Genomic DNA, 18,307 nt, shown 5'->3' on the forward strand with positions numbered 1-18,307 from the left:
GCATGACTGAGCTGGATTCCGGCCGGCACGTCATGCACGGCCGGGACGCCGAGTTGGCCGTCGTCGAACAGCTTCTGGCCGGCGCGCGACACCACCGCGGCGCGGCCCTGGTGGTCCGCGGTGACCCCGGCATCGGCAAGACGATGCTGCTGGCCGCGGCGCAGCGGGCGGCGACCGGCGCCGGGATGGCCGTACTGACCACGAACGGAGCCGTGGCCGAGTCGGCCCTGCCGTTCGCCGGCCTGCACCAACTGCTCGCCCCGCTGCTGGGCAACCTGCGGGCGTTGACCCCACGGCTGCAGCGCACGCTGCGCGGCGCCTTCGGTCAGGAGGACGCGCCCGCCGACCGGTTCACCGTCGGGCTGGCGGTGTTGGAACTGCTCGGCGAGCAGGCGGCGCGTACGCCGCTGTTGGTGGTGGCCGAGGACGCGCACTGGCTCGACCCGGAGACGCTGGACGTGCTGGTGTTCGTGGCCCGCCGGCTGACCGTGGAACCGATCACGGCGGTGATGGCGGTCCGTTCCCGGTACGCCGGGGTGCTCGCCGGTACGGGCCTCGGTCAGCTGCAACTCGCCGAACTCGACGACGGCGCCGCGCGGCGGGTACTGGCCGAACACGCACCGGACCTGGCTGCCGGGCTGCGCGAGCGGGTGCTCACCGAGGCGGCCGGTAACCCGCTCGCGCTGGTCGAGCTGCCGCGGCTGCTCACCCCCGGTGCGGACCTGCCCGAACTGCTGCCACTCAACGAACGCCTCGAATCGGCGTTCGCCGACCGGTACGCGCAGCTGCCGGAGCCGACCCGCGCGGTGGTCGCGGCGTTCTCCGCGGACACCGGTTGCCCGCTGCCCCGGCTGCTGGCGGCGGCACAGGCGTTGACCGGCGCCCCGGTGGTCGCCCGGGAGATCCAACCGGCGATCGACGCCGGCCTGCTGCAGGTCCACGGTGGTCGGCTGCGGTTCCGGCATCCCCTGGTCCGCTCGGCGGTGTACGCCGCGGTCGACGACCTCGCCCGGGTGGCCGTGCACACCGCACTGGCCGAACAACTCGTCGACGACCCGGACCGGCGCGCCTGGCACCGCAGCGCCGCGACCCTCGGCCCCGACGAGGAGGTCAGCGGCGAACTCGAAGCCGCCGCCGAGCGGGCCCTGGAGCGCGGCGCGCTCGGTGTCGCGGTGACCGGGCTGGACCGGGCCGCCGAGGTCACCGGCGAGCCGGTGCGGCGCTCGTCGCTGCTGTTGCGCGCCGCCGAGCTGGCGTCGCAGCTGCACGACCGGCAGGTGGTGGTGCGGCTGCTCGGGAAGGTCGATCCGGAGCGCGGTGACTGCGCCGACCGGGCCCGCCTGGCGTTGGTCCGCGACATCGTGGAGCCCGGCGACGTCCGCGACACCGGCCGGCTGGACCTGCTCTGCGACCTGGCGCTGGCGGCGCAGGCGGGTGGCCATCCCCAGCTCGCCGCCCTGCTGTGCTGGCGGGCGGCGTCGCGTTGCTGGTGGGCGGGTCTGCCGTCGGAGGCCGGCGGGCGGATCACCGCGGTGCTCGGCAAGCTCGGCCTGGCCGCCGACGAGCCGGCCGCGCTCGCCATCGCCGCCTACGCCCAGCCGGACGTGCACGGCCCCGGCGTCCTGCGGCAGCTTCCCGCCCTGGTCCCGGACCGCAGCGACGTCGACGGGATGCGGTTCCTCGGCGGAGCGGCGCTCATCCTCGGTGACTTCGTCACCGCGTCGTCGTTCATGGCCACCGCCGCGGCCGGGTACCGGGCGCAGGGTCGCGCGGCGCTGCTGGCCCGCACGCTCTCCTCGGCGGGCTTCATCCGGCTGTGGTTGGGCGGGTGGCCGGCGATCCGCGCCGACCTGGCGGAGGTCGGCGCGCTCGCCGAGGAGACCGGCGACCACTTCTGGGTCGTCGCCGCCGCTGCCGCCCGGGCGCTGCTGGAGGCGATGTACGGCAACCACGAGGCGGCGGTACGGCTGGCCGACTTCGTGCTGTCCAGTCCGCTGGTGCTCGGGGTGCGCTTCGTCGCCGAGGCGGCACAGCACGCCCGCGGGGTGGCCGCCAACGCCGCCGGTCGGCACGACGAGGCCGTCGACCTGCTGCTGCGGGTCTTCGACCCGCAGGACGACACGTTCCATCCGGACATGTCCGGATGGGCGTTGCCGGATCTCGCCGATGCCGCCGCCCGCTCGGGCCGCCACACCGAGGTACGCGAGATCCTGGCCCGGGCCCGGCAGCGGGCGGACCGGTTCCCGTCGCCGATGCTGCACCGCTGCCTCGCGTACGCCGAAGCCCTCCTCGCGCCGGAGCCCGACGCGGCGCAGGCGTACGCGCGGGCTCTGGCGATGGATCTGACCGCCTGGCCGGTGCACCGCGCCCGGCTGCACCTGGCACACGGTTCCTGGCTGCGCCGCCGCCGTCGGATCCTGGAGTCGCGGGCGTCGCTGCGGATCGCCCGGGACGGTTTCGACGCGCTCGGCGCGGCTGCCTGGGGCCGGCTGGCCCGGGAGGAGTTGCGCGCCGCCGGAGAGGAGAGCGCCGGGCGGGCCACCCCGTCCGGGGAGCAGCTGACCTCGCAGGAGTTGCAGACGGCGATGCTGGCCGCGGCCGGCCTCACCAATCGGGAGATCGGCCAGCGGCTGTTCATGTCGCACCGCACGGTCAGCTCCCACCTGTACCGGATCTTCCCGAAGCTGGGCATCAGCGGGCGCGCCCAACTGCGCGCGGCCCTGGAGGCGCTGCCACCGTCAACTGACTGATGCGCCGCCGCCGTCGGCCGTGCAGGGTCGGGGCATGAAAGACGTACGAGTCACCCATATCGGCGGCCCGACAACGCTGATCGAGGCGTCCGGTTGGCGGATCCTCACCGACCCGACGTTCGACCCACCGGGACGCCGGTACCAGTTCGGCTGGGGCACCAGCTCACGCAAGCGGACCGGGCCGGCGCTGCGACCGGACGAGGTCGGGCCGGTGGACGCCGTCCTGCTCAGTCACGACCAGCACGCCGACAACCTGGACGACCGGGGGCGTGAACTGCTGGCGGAGGCGCCCGTGGTGATCACCACGCGGGCTGGGGCCCGTCGGCTCGGCGGCCGGGTCCGTGGACTGCGGGCCTGGGACGAGACGGTGCTGGAGGGCGCGGACCGCCCGCGGGTCACCGTCAGCGCCACCCCGTGCCGGCACGGTCCGGCGCTGAGCCGACCCGTCGTCGGGCCGGTGATCGGGTTCGCCCTGCGGTGGGCGAGCCAGGAGCACGGGGTCCTCTGGATCACCGGTGACACCGTGCTCTACCCGGGCGTACGGGAGGTGCCGCAGCGGATGACCGTCGACACCGTGCTGCTGCACCTGGGCGCGGTACGTTTCCCGCTGACCGGCGGGCTGCACTACAGCCTCACCGCGACCGACGCCGTGGAACTCTGCCGGCTGGTCCGGCCGCGCACCATCATCCCGGTGCACTACGAGGGCTGGTCCCACTTCAGCCAGGGCCGCCAGGCCGTCGAACGGGCGTTCGCCGCCGCCCCGGACGGGCTCGGCGAACGCCTGCACTGGCTGCCGTTGCCGACACCGTCAACCTACTGATGCCCGCCCGGCATCGCATCGAGCAGCGTGATGGGCATGACAACTCGACGGAACCTGATCGCCGGCTCGGCGGTGATCGCGGCCGGAGCCCTCGTCGGGGCGCCGGCCGCCGCGTCCAGCCGTGGAAAGCCGACAATCGTCCTCGTGCACGGCGCGTTCGCCGACGCGTCGGGGTGGAACGAGGTCGCCCGGATCCTGCTGCGCGACGGCTACCGGGTGATCGCGCCCGCCAACCCGTTGCGCAGCGTCTCCGGCGACTCGGCCTATCTGGCGAGCGTACTGGCCATGCTGCCCGGGCCGTTGGTGCTGGTCGGGCACTCGTACGGCGGCATGGTCATCACCAACGCCGCCCTCGACAACCCGAACGTCAAGGCCCTGGTGTACGTCGCCGCGTTCGCCCCGGACGACGGCGAGACGCTGCACGGGCTGCAACTGAAGTACCCGGGCACCCGGCTCGGGGAGGCCGCCCTGGACTTCCGCCCGCATCCCGCGGGCGTCGACGGCTACGTCAAACCCGAGGCCTTCCGCGAGGTGTTCGCCGCCGACCTGCCGCGCGCCACCACCGACCTGATGGCCGCCACCCAACGGCCCGGCGACACCACCACGCTGGGCGAGCCGTCGGGCGCACCCGCGTGGCGGACGATCCCCTCCTACTACCTGGTCGCCCGGGACGACAACCTGATCCCGGCCGCCGCGCAACGGTTCATGGCCCGCCGGGCCCGCGCCCACACCGTCGAGGTGAAGGCCTCGCACGTCGCCATGATCTCCCAGCCCCGCGCCACCGCCGAGCTGATCCGGAAGGCCGCCCGATGAACTTCGTGACCACCGCCGACGGCACGCGGATCTGCTACAAGGACTGGGGCGCCGGCCGTCCGGTGGTGCTCAGTCACGGCTGGCCGTTGAACTCCGACAGCTGGGAGGCGCAGCAACTGTTCCTGGCCGAGCACGGCTACCGGGCGATCGCACACGACCGGCGTGGGCACGGCCGCTCGACGCAGACCTGGCACGGCAACGAGATGGACACCTACGCCGACGACCTGGCCGCCCTCATCGAGCAACTGGACCTGCGGGACGTCACCCTGGTCGGGTTCTCCACCGGCGGCGGCGAGATCACCCGCTACATCGGCCGGCACGGCACCGCCCGGGTCGCGCAGGCGGTGCTGGTCGCCGCGGTGCCGCCGCTGATGGCCCGCCGCGACGACAACCCGAACGGGGTACCGGTCGAGGTGTTCGACGGTCTGCGGGCCGGTTCCCTGGCCGACCGCTCGCAGCTCTACCGCGACCTCGCCGACGGGCCGTTCTTCGGCAACAACCGTCCCGGCGTGGAGATCTCCGAGGGGATCCGGCGCGCCTTCTGGCTCCAGTCGATGGCGGCGGGACACCGCAACGCCTACGAGTCGATCGCCGCCTTCTCCGCCACCGACTTCCGGGACGACCTCGCGACCTTCGACGTGCCGACGCTTGTCGTGCACGGCGACGACGACCAGGTCGTGCCCTTCGAGGTCGGCGGCAAGGCATCGGCGGCCCTGGTCAAGGGTGCCCGACTCGTCGTCTACCCGGGCGCCCCGCACGGCATCACCGACACCCACAAGGAGCAGCTCGGCCACGACCTGCTCGCCTTCTGCAAGGAGTACGACGCATGAGCACTATCGTTCTCATCCACGGCCTGTGGGTCACCCCGCGCAGCTGGGAGCAGTGGATCCCGTACTACGAGGCCAAGGGGCACACCGTCGTCGCCCCCGCGTACCCCGGCTTCGACGTCGAGGTGGAGGCGCTGCGCGCCGACCCGACGCCGATCGCCAAGGTGACCGTCCCGGAGACCGTGGCGCACCTGGAGAAGATCATCACCGGGTTGCCGGAGAAGCCGATCCTGATCGGCCACTCGTTCGGCGGCACCCTCACCCAACTGCTGCTCGACCGGGGCCACGGCGCCGCCGGGGTGGTCGTCGGCTCGGCGCCGCCCGAAGGCATCCGGGTCACCCCGCCGTCGCAGATCAAGTCACTGTTCCCGATTCTGAACAACCCGGCCAAGCGGCACCAGGCCGCCGGGTTCACCCCCGAGCAGTGGCACTACGCGTTCTGCAACACGCTGTCGGCCGAGCAGTCGCGGGCCGCGTACGACCGGTACGCCATCCCCGCGCCCGGCAGCTGGGTGTGGGCGTACGGGCTGCTCGCCAACTTCAAGCCGGGTCGGCAGGACACCTGGGTCGACTTCCACAACAACGAGCGGGCGCCGCTGCTGTTCATCGCCGGCGGGGCGGACCACATCATGCCGCCGTCGGTGAACAGGTCCAACGCCCACCACTACAAGGCGCCGGACACCGTCACCGAGTACCACGAGTTCCCCGGCCGTTCACACTGGACGTGCGGTGAATCCGGTTGGGAGGCGGTCGCCGACAAGGCACTCGACTGGGCGCTGCGCCACGCTCGCTGACCTCGCCGGACGAACCGGCCGTGACCGGCGCCCGCGCTGGTCACGGCCCGGGGGAGGGCCGTCAGCGGGGCGGGTCGGCACAGATGCCGGCGTCCCGGGCGAGCAGTGCCGCCTGCACCCGGTCCGCGACGCCCAGCTTGGCGAGGATCGCCGAGACCTGGTTACGGATGGTCTTCGTGCTCAACCCGAACCGGCGGGCGATCTGCGCGTTGCCCTCGCCGGTGGCCAGGTGCCGCAGGATGTCCCGTTCGCGCGGGGTGAGCCGGTCGAACGGCGCCGCCAGGCCGGCGGCCACCGGCGGGGTGCGGCCCAGCCCGGTGACGTCGATCCCCGGCCCGAGCACCAGCCCGCCACCGGCGACCGTCCGCAGCGCGTCCACCACCAGGTCCGGATCGGTGTCCTTGAGCAGGTAGCCGCGGGCGCCGATGCGCAGGGCCCGGGCGACCAACTCGTCCTCGTCGGCCATGGTCAGCATCAGCACCACGGTCTCCGGGCGGTGCCGCAGGATCTGTTCGGTCGCCTGGACCCCGTCGCCGTCCGGCAGGGCGATGTCCATCGCCACGACGGTGACCTGCCCGTGCGCCACCGCGGCGATCGCCTCGGCGCAGGAGGCCGCCTCCTGCACGTCCGCCACCCACGACTCGCCCTCCAGCATGGTGCGCAGGCCCCGCCGTACCACCGGATGGTCGTCGACGATCAGCACCCGTGCCTGTTCCGACATGCCCGCCCTCTCCCGGTCGTGCCCACCGACTCCTGCCGGGCGCCCCGCCCCGGCCGCACCGGCGACTTCGACACCGGCCCTAAGCATCCTCGACCCACGGCAGCCGGACCCGCACCACGGTCCCGCCCGGTGCGCCGGCACTGATCTCGCAACTGCCGCCGAGTTCGGCCGCCCGGTGCCGGATCGACTCCAGACCCACCCCACCCGCCCGGGGGCGGACCACCCCGATCCCGTCGTCGGCCACCTCCACCAGCAGACCGCCGTCGCGGCGGACCCGGACCTCGCACCGGCTGGCCCGGGCGTGTCGCGCCACGTTGGACAGCGCCTCCGTCACGATCCGGTACGCCGCCACCTCCACCGCGGCGGGCAGCGTCCGCAGCTCACCCTCGACCCGCAGGTCCATCGCCAGTTGCGGACTGTCGAACCGCCGGCACTCCAGCCGCAGCGCCGACTCCAGCCCCTGGTCCAGGGCGGCCGGTCGCAACTGGTCCACCAGCCGGCGTACCTCCGCGGTGCAGGTACGCAGGTCGTCGGCGAGCCCGTCGAGGATCGGACCGAGGCGGTGCGACCCGGCGGGCAGCTTGCTCGCCGCGCGGACCTGCATCGACATGCCGGCGAACGTCGGCCCGAGCCCGTCGTGCAGATCCCGGCGCAGCCGGCGGCGCTCCTCCTCCCGGGCCAGCACCAGCGCCTCCCGGGACTGCTGGAGTTGGCGGATCAGCCGGGCGGTCGCCACCGCCACCGTGGCCTGCCGGGCCACGTCGGCGAGGATCCGCCGCTCCATCGGGGTGAACCGGTCACCGGCGCGCCGGTGGGCCACCACCAGCTGCCCGACCCGGTCGCCGTGCAGGAGCATGTCGAAGCGCTCCACGGAGGTGGTCGGGGTGCCGTGTACCGCCTGCGGGCGTGCCGGGTCGCCGTTCGGCGGGTCGCCGGTCTCCGGACCGTCCACCTCGACCGCCACGTACGGCACCCGCAGCGACCGGGCGATGGTGTCGGTCAGCAGCGCCGGCACCGCGTGCGGCTGCCCGGTGCGTTCCAGTAGACCACCGAGGCGGGTCAGCATCCCGTACGGATCGTCGCGGTGCCCGTAGAGCAGCCGGTTGACGCCACGCTGCACCCGGCCGCGCAGTGGTTCGAAGGTGATCGCGATAAGGCCGGTAGCGGCCAGCGAGGCGTTCGAGGTGTCCGCGCCGACGACCAGGTCCCGCAGCAACGCGACGATGGAGACGAACCCGGCGATCACCAGCAGGCTCATCACCAGCCAGACCAGCGTCCGGTTGATCACCCGTTCCAGCTGGTAGAGCCGGTGCCGCAGCACGGCCAGGGTGATCGCGCCCGGGATCGCGACCACCATCAGCACCCAGGCGCCGGCCAGGTCGAGCAGGTCGAGCACGCCGCCGAGCAGGAACAGGGCACCGGCCACCAGCAGGCAGGCCAGCTGCTGGCGGGCCTGGCCGCTGGCCCGGCGCCACCGCCCGGCCAGCGACACCAGGACCGCGACCACCAGCAGCGCCTGCGCGGCGATCGACAGCAGGGCGACGCGTACCAGCAGCTGCGCCGGACCGGTCGCCGGCTCGGCGGTGAGCAGCAGACCGCGCGGGTCGTCGAGGGCGGCGACGGCGAAGGCACCGGCGGTCACCGCACCGCAGCCGACCAGGCCCACGGCGACGGCGCGCCACCGTCGGCCCGGTAGCTTCCCGTCCGGGAAGACCAGCAACGCCAGGAAGACCAGGGTGTACGGCGGCCACCACAGCCACTGGCCCAGCCAGGCCAGCGGCAGCCACGACGACCAGCTCAGCGCCACCACCGTGACCGTGGCGACCAGGCCGGCGGCGAGCATCAACCGGCCCACCGGGTGGCCCGGCACCCCGGCCAGCACCAGGGCGCCGAGTGCGGTGAACACGGCGGCGAAGACCGCCGTCAGGGCGCTGGGGCCGAACAGCAGCGGGTCGCGCCGCAGGAGCTGCCCGGCCAGGACGAGCAGCGCCACTGCCACCGCCGCGCCGGCCAGCAGGCCACGTCGAGTCGATGTGATTCCCTCATCCGGCGCCACGGTGGTCCTCCTGGTCGATGCTGTCGGTCAGTGTGCCCAGCCGGCGGCGTGCATGGCGTTGTGCAGGAAGTTGCCCCTGCTGCCGTGGTTGTGCCACGGCATCTTGTCGACGGCGTCGGTCAGGGGGCCGTCGAGCACCGGCACCGCGGCCACCGCCTCGGTGACGTCGAGGCGGGACTGGCCGGCGAAGTCCGGGTTGTCCCGCAGGAACCGTTCGAGGTGGTCCCGTACCGCCCGCAGCCGGGACAGCACCGCCGCCGGGTCGGCGGGCTCGCTGCTCGGCAGCAACCCGACCAGCTGCCACTGCGGGTCGAACAGTGGCACCAGCCGCAGCCCGGCGGTGTCGAAGAACTCCACCGCGCCGCGCAGCGGGTCGCCCTCGGACTGTTCCGCCAGCATTCGCGGCAGGTCGGGGTAGGTGTGCGCGAAGGTGTCGTCGTTGGCGATCACCAGGATCCGGCCGTCCACCTCCGCCGCACCCCCGTCCGTCTGCGCCGATACCAGGTTCATCTTTCTCGTTCTCCTCTCGTGAATCCGTTCGACCGTGGGGTCACCGGTCGAGCCGGTGCTCCACGGGTCGGGACGCCCCCGGTCGTCCCGACCCGTCGCACCCGGCCACCCGTCCGACCGTCCGAGAAGGACGATCGGACGGGCGCTACGGGTTGTCAGTGCAGGTTGGCGTTGGCGGCGCGGGTCATGTTCGCCAGCGCGGCCACCTTCGGCAGCCCTTCGACGTGGCTGCCCGTCTTGATCTGCCCCGACCAGTGGGCGTACCGGTCGCTGAGCTGTCCGGAGCGCAGGCTGGCGGCGCTGACCAGACAGGCGCTGACCGGATCCTGTGGTTTACCGGGCACCTCGACCTGCGCACAGTCGGCACCGTAGCGTGGCAGGTCATCCTGGGGCTCGAAGCCGGACACGTCGTCGGCGCACGGATTCCAGCCCTCCTGCCGGCACCCGGCGTACTGCGCCAGAGCGTGCCGGAAGGCGCCCGCGAAGTGCTGGTTGACGGCCTGGTTGACGTCGGTGCGCGGGGCGGTCCAGTCGCCGGGTAGGGCGTGCGTACCGTAGAGCAGCCCGTTGAGGGCGTCGTCGCGCTCCAGCGCGGTGGCCCACCCCAGCTGTGAGTACGCCTGCAGCAGGCGTACCGCCCTGGTCACCGCCTGGCCCTTCTCCCACAGCAGGCGGGAGCTGTCCCACCCGAAGTTGGCCGGCCGGTTGACCCCGGTGCCGTCCACCATCACGGTGTAGTAGTACTTCTGCCGACCGGCCAGCATGGCCGCGGCCTTCTTGCGCGCGGTCTCGGTCGCGTCCACGACCGGCGGCACCGGTGCCGACTCGAACGCCGTCCGGTAGCTGGCGTTCCACCGTTCGTTGAGGAAGTGCGTCTCGTCGTAGCAGTAGCCGCTCGGCTCGTTGTTCAGCACCCGCATCGAGCAGTAGACCCCCACCGGGAAGACCCGGGTCGCGGTCTGGGCGTCGTGCCAGGCGCCGCCGTGCCACTGCACCCGCGACCGGACGGTGATCTGGAGGTCACCGCTCTTGGTCTGCAGGCGCGGTCCGTCGTTCTCCACCACGTTCACGAACTGGGCGTCGAAACAGGTCGCGAACTGCGGTCGCTGGTCGGTCGGCAGGCCGTGGTCGGCCAGGTGGTAGGGGTTGGGCAGGGTGGACCGCCGCAGGGTGGCCGGCACGGCGCGGCTGCCGAGGTTGCCCGAGCAGGCGGCCATCGCCGAGGACTCGGCGATCTTGGCCGCGATCTGCTGGTCGGCGTCGCCCCACAGGTCGTACTCGGGGAGCGGGACGTCGAACCCGTTCCACAGCACCGACCGCCGGACGGCCTCGGCCTGCTCGGCCCAGGCCTTCATGGCATCGCGGTAGTCCTGCAGCAGGGTGGCGAACAACTCGTTGGTGCCGCCGTCCTCGGCCGGAGCGCTGAACTGCCGGACCTGGGCGTTGATGTCGTCGCCGACCTTGGCGATCGCCGTCGCCCGGCTGCCGAGCACCCGGGCGGCGAACGCCGGGTTCTGCAACTGCAGGATGTTGTAGGTGCGGGCCGCGGTGCCCCAGGCCGCCGGGTTGGCCACCCGGGCGTTGGGCCACTGCGCTCCGAGCCGGTTGGCCGCCCACGCGGTGAGGTAGTTGATGGCCCCGTCCGGCAGGTACTTGTCCAGTTCGCTGAGCGGGTCGGCCAGGCTTGTGCCCTCCGGCACGGTATAGGTGCCCTGGTCCTTCGCGGTGAGGGTGGCGAAGGTGAAGGTGGGCGACTCCGCCTTGGGGAAGTAGGTGTTGATGTAGTCCGGAATCGGTTCGCTGGCGATGGCCTCGTGGTGTACGTACGTGGTGATCACCGACCTCAGGGGACTTTCCGCGATGCTCTGCAGCGCGACGTGGATCGCCAGCGCCATCGAGTCCACCTTGCGCTCGATCGTGTGCAGCTGGGTGGTGATCTCCCCGAGCTTGGCCTTGATCTCCTCGACCGACCGGGTCAGCTCGGTGAGCATGCCGACGAGGTCGCCGTACATGGTGTTGAGCGCCGTCTCGATGCGGTCGAAGCGCTTGTCCATGCCGTCGGCCAGCCGGCTGATCTGCTGTTGCAGCTTCTTGATCTCCGCCATGATCATGGCGTTGGGGTCGCTGTTCGCCCCGGTGAAGAGCTTCACCAGGCTCATCGCCGCGCCGAGCAGGTTCCCGGTGAGCACCGCGGTCCCCAGCACGGTCGCGGCCGTGGTCAGTCCGGCGTTGAGCACCGTGGTCATGTACGTGTTGATCGCGGTGACCGAGGTGACCATCGCATCGCCGATGATCTGCAGATGACCGGCGAACGCCTTGTCGGTGAAGCCCATCAGGGTGGAGAGGATGCTCACCGACTTGCCGAGCCCCTCGAAGATGACCTTGTTGCTGTCGGTCTTCTGCTTCTCGGCGGCGCGGGTCGCCTCGTCCGGGGTGTTGCCGTTCAGCACGTACGTCGTCGAGTAGTTGATCACCTCGGTGGTCCGGACGACGCCGTCCTGGTCCAGCACCTGCAACACCCGGGTGGCCTGCTCCTGCACGAGCAGCCGGTAACTCGTCCGGTCGGCACTCGCGGCCTTGATCGCGGCCAGCGGCACGTAGTGACCGATCGTGCCCGGGTTGTCCGGCCGTGGCGGGTGGATCCGGACGCCGAGTAGCGTCGCCGCACTGGCCCGTACGCTGGTGCTGGTCCGGGCGGCGAACGCCGCGTCCCATCCGATGGCCAGCGCCGCGTCGGTGCTGGCCCGCCGGTGCAGGTCGGCGAAGGTCTGGTCCATCACCTCCCGCACCTGCGCGTTCCACGCCGAATCCTGGAAACCGCCCCGCACCAGGTCCAGCGCGTCCTCGACCACGTTCGCGCCCTCGACGCCGACCGTGCTGGTCAACACGCGGCGCAGCTGCGGGCCGTTGAGCACCGGCGCGTCGGTGTCGGTCTCCGACTCGCCGCGGACCCCGAGACCGGCCAGCACCGCCATCGCGAGTCCGAACCGCGACTGCCCGTCGTCGGCACCGTCCGGCACCGCCTTGTCGGCCCGGGCCCGGACCAGCGCCAGGTGCGCCGTGATCTCCTCGCTGCCGGCGGTCGGGTTGGCCTCGCGCCAGTCCAGCAGTTCGGCGGTGACCACGGCGTTCTTGACCCCGGCGGAGTCCGGACCGGTCAGCTGCACCGCCGCGCTGAACAGGGCGGCGTGTGCCGCCGCGTCGTCGAAGGCGACCGGATCGGCGGCCCGCGCCGGTACCTGCACGGCGGCTGCCACCATCACCCCGGCCAGGGCGATCGCGCAACCCCGCCACCATCGGCCCGTCCCGGGCCGTTGATGTCTCTTTCCTGTACGCACCACAGCTCCCTACGGGACACGGGCCACGCGCCCGCGTCCTGCCGGTGACCGTGCCCGGCCGGGCGTCCCGCCCGACAGGGACACCTGTCCCGGTCGGACGGGCGATCGTCCCGCCGGCCGCGTCCATCGCCGCCGAGCACGCCGGAGCGATGGGCCCGGGGGCGATGCCCGGCCGGCGGATCCGCCGGTCCGGTGGTGGGTGCGGCCCGCGGGGGCGTACCCACCACCGGACGCCCGGGCCGTCCGGTTCAGCCGCGCCGCCACTTCTGGTTCGCGCCGCCCAGGCACTCCCAGAGGACCAGGCGGGCGCCGTCGGCGTTGACCCACCCGCTGATGTCGACGCACTTGTTGGCCTGCGGGTTGACCAGGTCACCGGCGGCGGAGAGGACGAACTGCTGGGCGGGGTTGCCGCTGCAGTTCGCGATCTGGATCACCGCGCCGTTGTCCCGGGAGCCCCAGGCCACGTCCATACACTTGTTGTTCTGGGTACGCAGCGTGCCGTTGGTGAAGGTCCACGACTGCGCCGCGGTGCCGTTGCAGTTCCAGGTCTGCAGCGGTACGCCGTCGGAGAAGTTGGAGCTGGGCACGTCGATGCACTTGTTGTTCCAGTTGCTGATGATCCGGTTGCCGCCGCCACCGCCGCCGGTGGTGACCAGGGTGAGACCGTAGGCGTTGAGGATCTCGTTCACCGGCTGGAACCACGTCTCGCCGCCGCTGGTGCAGTTGCCCCAGCCGCCGGAGGTGACGCCCTGTGCCTGGTTGCCGCTGAGCCAGGCCCCACCGGAGTCGCCGCCCTGGGCGCAGGCGTTGGTACGGGTCAGGCCGTGCACGGCACCCTGGGCGTAGTTGACCGTCTGGTTGCGGCCGAGCAGGGTGCCGCACCGCCAGCCGGTGGTCCGGCCGGAACGGCAGACGGAACTGCCGATCGCGGCGTCCTGGGAGCCGGCCACCGTGACGTTGCCACCGGCGTAGTTGTTCACCCACGGCTGCGGCGTCCAGTTGCTGTTGGTGCGCACCCAGCCGTAGTCGCGGCCGGGGAAGGTCGAGCCGGCGAAGGTGCCCTGGGCGACGTTGTTGTAGCCGAGCGTCGGGCTGCCGACGCCGCCGCAGTGTCCGGCGGTGACGAAGCCGCCGTGTACGGCGAAGCCGACCGAGCACAGGGTGTTGCCGTTGATCACGTACTGGTCGCCGCCGCGGATGTCGTAGCGCAGTTGGGGTGCCTGTGCGGATTCGGTGATCCGGACCAGGTCGGCGTCGGCTCCGCTGGCGGCCACGAACCGGGCCGCGGCGGCGGTGGATCCGGTGGCGGCGGTGACGACGACCTCGTTCGCCGCCACGTCGACGTGCCAGCCGTGGATGGTGGCGTGGTCGGCCCGGGCGGCGTACCGGTCGAGGGTCTGCCGCACCCGCTCCAGGGTGGACTCGCTGTGCTCGGCGGTGGTGACCTCGGCGCCCTCGGCGCGGACGACGGCGCCGAGCGCCGGGTCGGTGACCGCGACGGTCAGCCGCTGGCCGCCGGTGGGGATCCAGGCGCCGGCGAAGGCCGTACCGAGGCGCGCCCGAAGACGCCGCTCGACGTGCGCGGCGCTCGCCTCGACCCGCAGCCGGGTGCGCACCTGCGCGTCGGTCAGTCCGAGGTCGCGGCGCATCGCCCGGAGCATCTCCGGTGCGGGGCCGTCCTCGGGCGTGCCGGCGCTCGGGCCGGCGGGTCGGGCCGGCTCGGCGGCCGCCGATGCGGGGGTGACGACGGCGGAGAGGCCGGCGATCAGGAGTGCGGCGGTGGCCGCCGCGAGGGTGCGTGGCGCTCGTGGCATGGGACTCCTCCTGGTTGGGGCGATGCCGGGCATCGCGGGGAGTTCATGGGAGAGCGCTCTCCCGAAGAAGTCTGTCGATGTAGACGGTAACTGTCAAGACTGTTTCGAGTTCTGCTCCCGCAGGTCGGGCGGAACTCGTCGCGGTTACCGGCCCGCCGTCGGTCGGCCTACGATTGCTTCCTCGCCCGACGATCCGGGACGGAGAACGGAGAGCACCAGATGAAGCAGGCGCAGCGACTGAAGAGTGTCCGGTACGACATCCGCGGACCGGTGCTGCGCCGGGCCCAGCAGATGGAGGACGCCGGGCACCAGATCCTCAAGCTGAACATCGGCAACCCGGCCCCGTGGGGGTTGAACACCCCGGAACCGATCGTCGCCGACGTGGTGTACAACCTCGGCTCCGCGCAGGGCTACAGCGACGCCCGGGGCATCTACTCGGCTCGGGTGGCGGTCGCGCAGTACTACCAGACCCAGGGTGTCACCAGCGTGCAGCCGGACGACGTGATGCTCGGCAACGGCGTCTCCGAGCTGATCGTGATGTGCCTGCAGGCGTTGCTCGACAACGGTGACGAGGTGCTGGTGCCGAGCCCGGACTACCCGCTGTGGACCGGCGCGGTGACGCTGTGCGGCGGCCGGGCGGTGCACTACCGCTGCGACGAGAGCGCCGGCTGGCAGCCCGACCTGGACCACCTGGCGGCGCAGATCACCCCGCACACCCGGGCCATGGTGATCATCAACCCGAACAACCCGACCGGCGCCGTGTACTCCCGCCAGACCCTGCTCGACATGCTGGAACTCGCCCGCCGGCACCAACTGCTGGTCTTCGCCGACGAGATCTACGACAAGATCGTGTACGACGGGGCACGGCACCACACCCTGGCCGCGCTCGCCCCGGACGTGCCGATCGTCAGCATGGGCGGCCTGTCGAAGACGTACCGGGCGGCCGGGCTGCGCTCGGGCTGGCTGGCCGTCAGCGGGTTCACCGGTCGGGACACCGACTACCTCGACGGGCTCCAGCTGCTGGCCAACATGCGGCTGTGCCCGAACGTGCCGGCGCAGCACGCGGTGCAGACCGCGCTCGGCGGCTTCCAGAGCATCGAGCCGCTGATCCAGCCCGGTGGCCGGCTCTACGAGCAGCGTGAGCTGGCCTGGCGGGAGCTGACCGCGATCCCGGGCGTGGACTGCGTCAAACCGGCGGGGGCGCTCTACCTGTTCGCCCGCCTGGACCCGACCGTCTACAAGATCCACGACGACGAGCGGCTCGTCGTCGACCTGCTGGAACAGCAGCACATGCTGCTGTCCCACGGCACCAGCTTCAACATCGACGAGCCGAACCACCTCCGCCTGGTCTTCCTCGCCCCGACCGACGTGCTCGGCGACGCCGTCGGCCGCCTCGCCACGTTCCTGAGCACCTACCAGCAGTAGCCCGCACAGTCGGCCCGGCGACGGCGGGTCAACCGCCGACCGGCACCGCCTCCGCGGCCAGGGTGACCGCGCCGAGCAGGGCGGCGTCGTCGGCGAACCGGGACAGCACCACCTCCGGCCGGTGCGGCAGCACCTCGGTGAGCCGGTCCACCAGCAGGCCCCGGATCAACGCGCTGCCCGACACCCCGCCGACCAGCACCACCCGCTGCGGGTCCAGCAGCAGGCAGCTGGTGACCAGGTGGCGGGCCAGCTCGTCGAGGCGGGCGGTCAACGCCGCGCGGGCCGGGCCGGGCCGCTCGGCGGCGTCGGCCAGCGCCGCGGCCCCACCGGTCAACCCCAGCTCCGCGGCGAGCCCGTCCAGGGCCCGGCCGGAGAAGTCCAGCTCCAGCATGGTGCCCGGCCACGGCCCGCCGGCCACCGCGTACCCGATCTCACCGGCGGCACCCCGATACCCGGCCACCACCCGACCGCCGACGGTGATCGCCGCGGCCACCCCCGTACCGATCCCCACCACCAGGCCCGGGTCGGCGTCGCGCAGCGCACCGAGGCGCAGCTCGGCCAGGGCGGCGGCGTTGAGGTCGTTGTCCACCGCCACGTCGACGACGCCCAGCGCGTTCCGTACCGCCTCGGCCAACCGCAACTGCTCCCAGCCGGGCACGTTCGGCGCCAGGTCGATGCCGTCGGCGCGGACCACCCCGGGGGAGGCCACCCCGGCCGCCAGCAGCGGACCGCCCACCTCGTCGACCAGCTTCGCGGCCAGCTCCAACGCCCGGTCCAGGGCCTGCCGGGCACCCTGCTCGGCGTGGGTGGGAACCCGTTGCCGGGTCAGCAGCCGGCCCTGCCGGTCGGCCACCCCGACGGCCATCTTGGTCCCGCCGAAGTCGATGCCGAGCAGCAGCCCGTCGGTGTCTGCGCCCGCCTGCGGGCGCGTCAGCTGCACGCTCATCGGGCCGCCAGTTCGGCGGCGACCGCGTCGAGCGCGGCGTCGGCCCGGTCGAGGCGGTCCCGTACCGCCGCCAGTCGCGCGGTGACCGCGTCGAAGGTGCCGCGCAGCGTGGCCACCTGGGCGCGGACGGCGGCGGTACCCGGCCCGTCGGCCTGGGCGCGGCCCAGCACCAGCTCCGGGCGGACGGCCGCGGCGATCAGATCCTCGACGGCGGCGGCACCGAGCCCGTCGGCGACCAGCCCGTCGGCGGCGGCCCGAACCCCGTCGGCGGTCCAGGTGTCCGGGCTGCCGGCGCGGACCAGCCGACCGACCACCGAGTGCGCGGCCCGGAACGGTACGCCGTGGCGGGTCAACGCGTCGGCGGCAGCGGTGGTGGTGGCGCCGGACGCGACGATCTCGGCGGCCGACGGCGGCTCCAGCGGCTCGATCTCGGCGAGGAAGCCACCGAGCAGGGCGAAGAACCGGTCGGCCCGGTCGTTGCTCTCCCAGAGCCGTACCTGCACGTCGGTGGTGGCGTTGTTGGAGTCCTCCCACCAGGCCGCGCCCACGTTGTTCAGCACCGAGGCGGCGTCGGCGGCGGCCTGCCCGGCGTAGGAGACCAGGTGTTCCAGCACCACCGGGTTGCGTTTCTGCGGCATGATGCTGCTGCCCTGGGTGAAGTCGCCGGGTGTGCTCACCCAGCGCCAGCTCAACCAGTCCATCAGGGTGCGGGCCAGCCGCGCCCCGGTGGCCAGCGCCTGCGCGTTGAGGGTGCCGACCCGGACCAGGTGGTCGGCGCCGGCCACCGCCTCGTACGAGTTGGTCACCAGGGCGGCGAAGCCGAGCAGCTCGGCCACCCGGGCGGGGGAGATGTCCAGGTCGGTGCCGGCGAAGGCGCACGAGCCCAGTGGCGAGACGTTCAACGCCTCGATCACGTCGGCGTAGCCGACCGCCTCCCCGGCCAGCGCCTCGGCGTACCCGGCGAGGGCGTGCCCGATGGTGGTGGGCTGGGCCGGACGCCGGTGGGTGTAGCCGGTGATCACCACGTCGGCGTACCGGTCGGCGGCGGCCAGCGCGACCGCGCCGGTGGCCAGCACCCGGTCGAGTACCCCGGCCAGCTGGTCGCGCAGCAGCATCCGGAACACCCCGGCGTCGAGGTCGTTGCGGCTGCGCGCCATCTGCACGTCCAACTCGGACGTGGGCACCCCGCAGGCCGCCGCGAGCCGCTTCTCCACCAGGTAGTAGGTGTCCTCGAAGGTGCCGTCGAAGGCCGGCGCGGCGGCGGTGTCGGCGCGCAGCCCGGCCAGTCCGCGCAGCAGCCGGGCACCCCGCTCGACCGGGATCAGCCCCTGCTCGGTCAGCATCACCACGTGCGCCTGGCTGGCCCGCACCATCGCCGGGAACAGGTACCCGACGTGGTGCTCGTAGGTGGGACGCAGGTGGTGCCGCTGGTAGGTGGTCAGCGCGGGTGTGCTCATGGCGGGGTTCCTTACTTCCGTTCCGGGCCGGGTCGG

General features: G+C 72.8%; 12 protein-coding genes and 1 pseudogene. 6 read left to right on the forward strand and 7 right to left on the reverse strand.

The genetic code is table 11. The features are described from left to right. Positions 1 to 2 precede the first annotated feature (2 nt). The 5 genes and pseudogenes from D2L64_RS06860 to D2L64_RS06880 all read left to right on the forward strand — a co-directional run bounded on the left by D2L64_RS06860 (position 3) and on the right by D2L64_RS06880 (position 6,004). The gene (locus D2L64_RS06860) at positions 3 to 2,750 is read left to right on the forward strand and encodes an AAA family ATPase (protein ID WP_119573844.1); all 2,748 of its coding nucleotides are present in this window, start codon (positions 3 to 5) and stop codon (positions 2,748 to 2,750) included. A 34-nt stretch (positions 2,751 to 2,784) separates the two neighbouring features. Further along, the gene (locus D2L64_RS06865; protein ID WP_119573845.1) at positions 2,785 to 3,570 is read left to right on the forward strand and encodes an MBL fold metallo-hydrolase; all 786 of its coding nucleotides are present in this window, start codon (positions 2,785 to 2,787) and stop codon (positions 3,568 to 3,570) included. Positions 3,571 to 3,606: 36 nt separating this feature from the next. Continuing rightward, entirely contained in the window at positions 3,607 to 4,383 is a 777-nt protein-coding gene (locus D2L64_RS06870; RefSeq protein ID WP_199714450.1) for an alpha/beta fold hydrolase, read from the forward strand. Then, positions 4,338 to 5,213, forward strand: a pseudogene (locus D2L64_RS06875) (alpha/beta fold hydrolase); the annotation flags it as partial. The gene D2L64_RS06870 and the pseudogene D2L64_RS06875, both read left to right, overlap by 46 nt. Next, complete coding sequence (locus D2L64_RS06880) at positions 5,210 to 6,004, forward strand: alpha/beta hydrolase (RefSeq protein ID WP_119573848.1); 795 nt, start codon at positions 5,210 to 5,212, stop codon at positions 6,002 to 6,004. The pseudogene D2L64_RS06875 and the gene D2L64_RS06880, both read left to right, overlap by 4 nt. A gap of 61 nt (positions 6,005 to 6,065) precedes the next feature. Here the strand turns inward: D2L64_RS06880 and D2L64_RS06885 are convergent, their stop codons facing one another. The 5 genes from D2L64_RS06885 to D2L64_RS06905 form a co-directional block, all read right to left on the reverse strand. Beyond that, entirely contained in the window at positions 6,066 to 6,725 is a 660-nt protein-coding gene (locus tag D2L64_RS06885) for a response regulator (RefSeq protein ID WP_119573849.1), read from the reverse strand. Positions 6,726 to 6,804: 79 nt separating this feature from the next. After that, the gene (locus tag D2L64_RS06890; RefSeq protein WP_233558809.1) at positions 6,805 to 8,781 is read right to left on the reverse strand and encodes a sensor histidine kinase; all 1,977 of its coding nucleotides are present in this window, start codon (positions 8,779 to 8,781) and stop codon (positions 6,805 to 6,807) included. 27 nt (positions 8,782 to 8,808) lie between these two features. After that, a complete protein-coding gene (locus D2L64_RS06895) occupies positions 8,809 to 9,291 on the reverse strand; it encodes a hypothetical protein (RefSeq protein ID WP_119573851.1) in 483 nt (160 codons plus the stop codon). A 155-nt stretch (positions 9,292 to 9,446) separates the two neighbouring features. Beyond that, the gene (locus tag D2L64_RS06900) at positions 9,447 to 12,629 is read right to left on the reverse strand and encodes a cache domain-containing protein (RefSeq protein ID WP_147376203.1); all 3,183 of its coding nucleotides are present in this window, start codon (positions 12,627 to 12,629) and stop codon (positions 9,447 to 9,449) included. A gap of 248 nt (positions 12,630 to 12,877) precedes the next feature. Then, complete coding sequence (locus tag D2L64_RS06905; RefSeq protein ID WP_119573853.1) at positions 12,878 to 14,443, reverse strand: ricin-type beta-trefoil lectin domain protein; 1,566 nt, start codon at positions 14,441 to 14,443, stop codon at positions 12,878 to 12,880. 219 nt (positions 14,444 to 14,662) lie between these two features. On the opposite strand from D2L64_RS06905, the gene D2L64_RS06910 reads away from it, so the two are divergent. Continuing rightward, positions 14,663 to 15,868, forward strand: coding sequence for a pyridoxal phosphate-dependent aminotransferase (locus D2L64_RS06910; protein WP_119573854.1), 1,206 nt, complete (start codon positions 14,663 to 14,665; stop codon positions 15,866 to 15,868). 28 nt (positions 15,869 to 15,896) lie between these two features. On the opposite strand, the gene D2L64_RS06915 is transcribed toward D2L64_RS06910, so the two are convergent. Next, positions 15,897 to 16,814 (reverse strand): ROK family protein, encoded by a 918-nt coding sequence (locus D2L64_RS06915; RefSeq protein ID WP_119573855.1) that lies wholly within the window; start codon positions 16,812 to 16,814, stop codon positions 15,897 to 15,899. Beyond that, positions 16,811 to 18,271 (reverse strand): lyase family protein, encoded by a 1,461-nt coding sequence (locus D2L64_RS06920; protein WP_119573856.1) that lies wholly within the window; start codon positions 18,269 to 18,271, stop codon positions 16,811 to 16,813. Before D2L64_RS06920 ends, D2L64_RS06915 begins: the two co-directional genes overlap by 4 nt. Positions 18,272 to 18,307: the final 36 nt, after the last annotated feature.

The organism is Micromonospora radicis (assembly GCF_003583405.1).
GTDB lineage: Bacteria > Actinomycetota > Actinomycetes > Mycobacteriales > Micromonosporaceae > Micromonospora > Micromonospora radicis.

Bases quoted from the DNA above. Each gene is read 5' to 3' on its own strand.
- D2L64_RS06860 (WP_119573844.1), top strand. From the start codon at position 3: ATGACTGAGCTGGATTCCGGCCGGCACGTCATGCACGGCCGGGACGCC.
- D2L64_RS06865 (WP_119573845.1), top strand. From the start codon at position 2,785: ATGAAAGACGTACGAGTCACCCATATCGGCGGCCCGACAACGCTGATC.
- D2L64_RS06870 (WP_199714450.1), top strand. From the start codon at position 3,607: ATGACAACTCGACGGAACCTGATCGCCGGCTCGGCGGTGATCGCGGCC.
- D2L64_RS06880 (WP_119573848.1), top strand. From the start codon at position 5,210: ATGAGCACTATCGTTCTCATCCACGGCCTGTGGGTCACCCCGCGCAGC.
- D2L64_RS06885 (WP_119573849.1), bottom strand. From the start codon at position 6,725: ATGTCGGAACAGGCACGGGTGCTGATCGTCGACGACCATCCGGTGGTA.
- D2L64_RS06895 (WP_119573851.1), bottom strand. From the start codon at position 9,291: ATGAACCTGGTATCGGCGCAGACGGACGGGGGTGCGGCGGAGGTGGAC.
- D2L64_RS06905 (WP_119573853.1), bottom strand. From the start codon at position 14,443: ATGCCACGAGCGCCACGCACCCTCGCGGCGGCCACCGCCGCACTCCTG.
- D2L64_RS06910 (WP_119573854.1), top strand. From the start codon at position 14,663: ATGAAGCAGGCGCAGCGACTGAAGAGTGTCCGGTACGACATCCGCGGA.
- D2L64_RS06915 (WP_119573855.1), bottom strand. From the start codon at position 16,814: ATGAGCGTGCAGCTGACGCGCCCGCAGGCGGGCGCAGACACCGACGGG.
- D2L64_RS06920 (WP_119573856.1), bottom strand. From the start codon at position 18,271: ATGAGCACACCCGCGCTGACCACCTACCAGCGGCACCACCTGCGTCCC.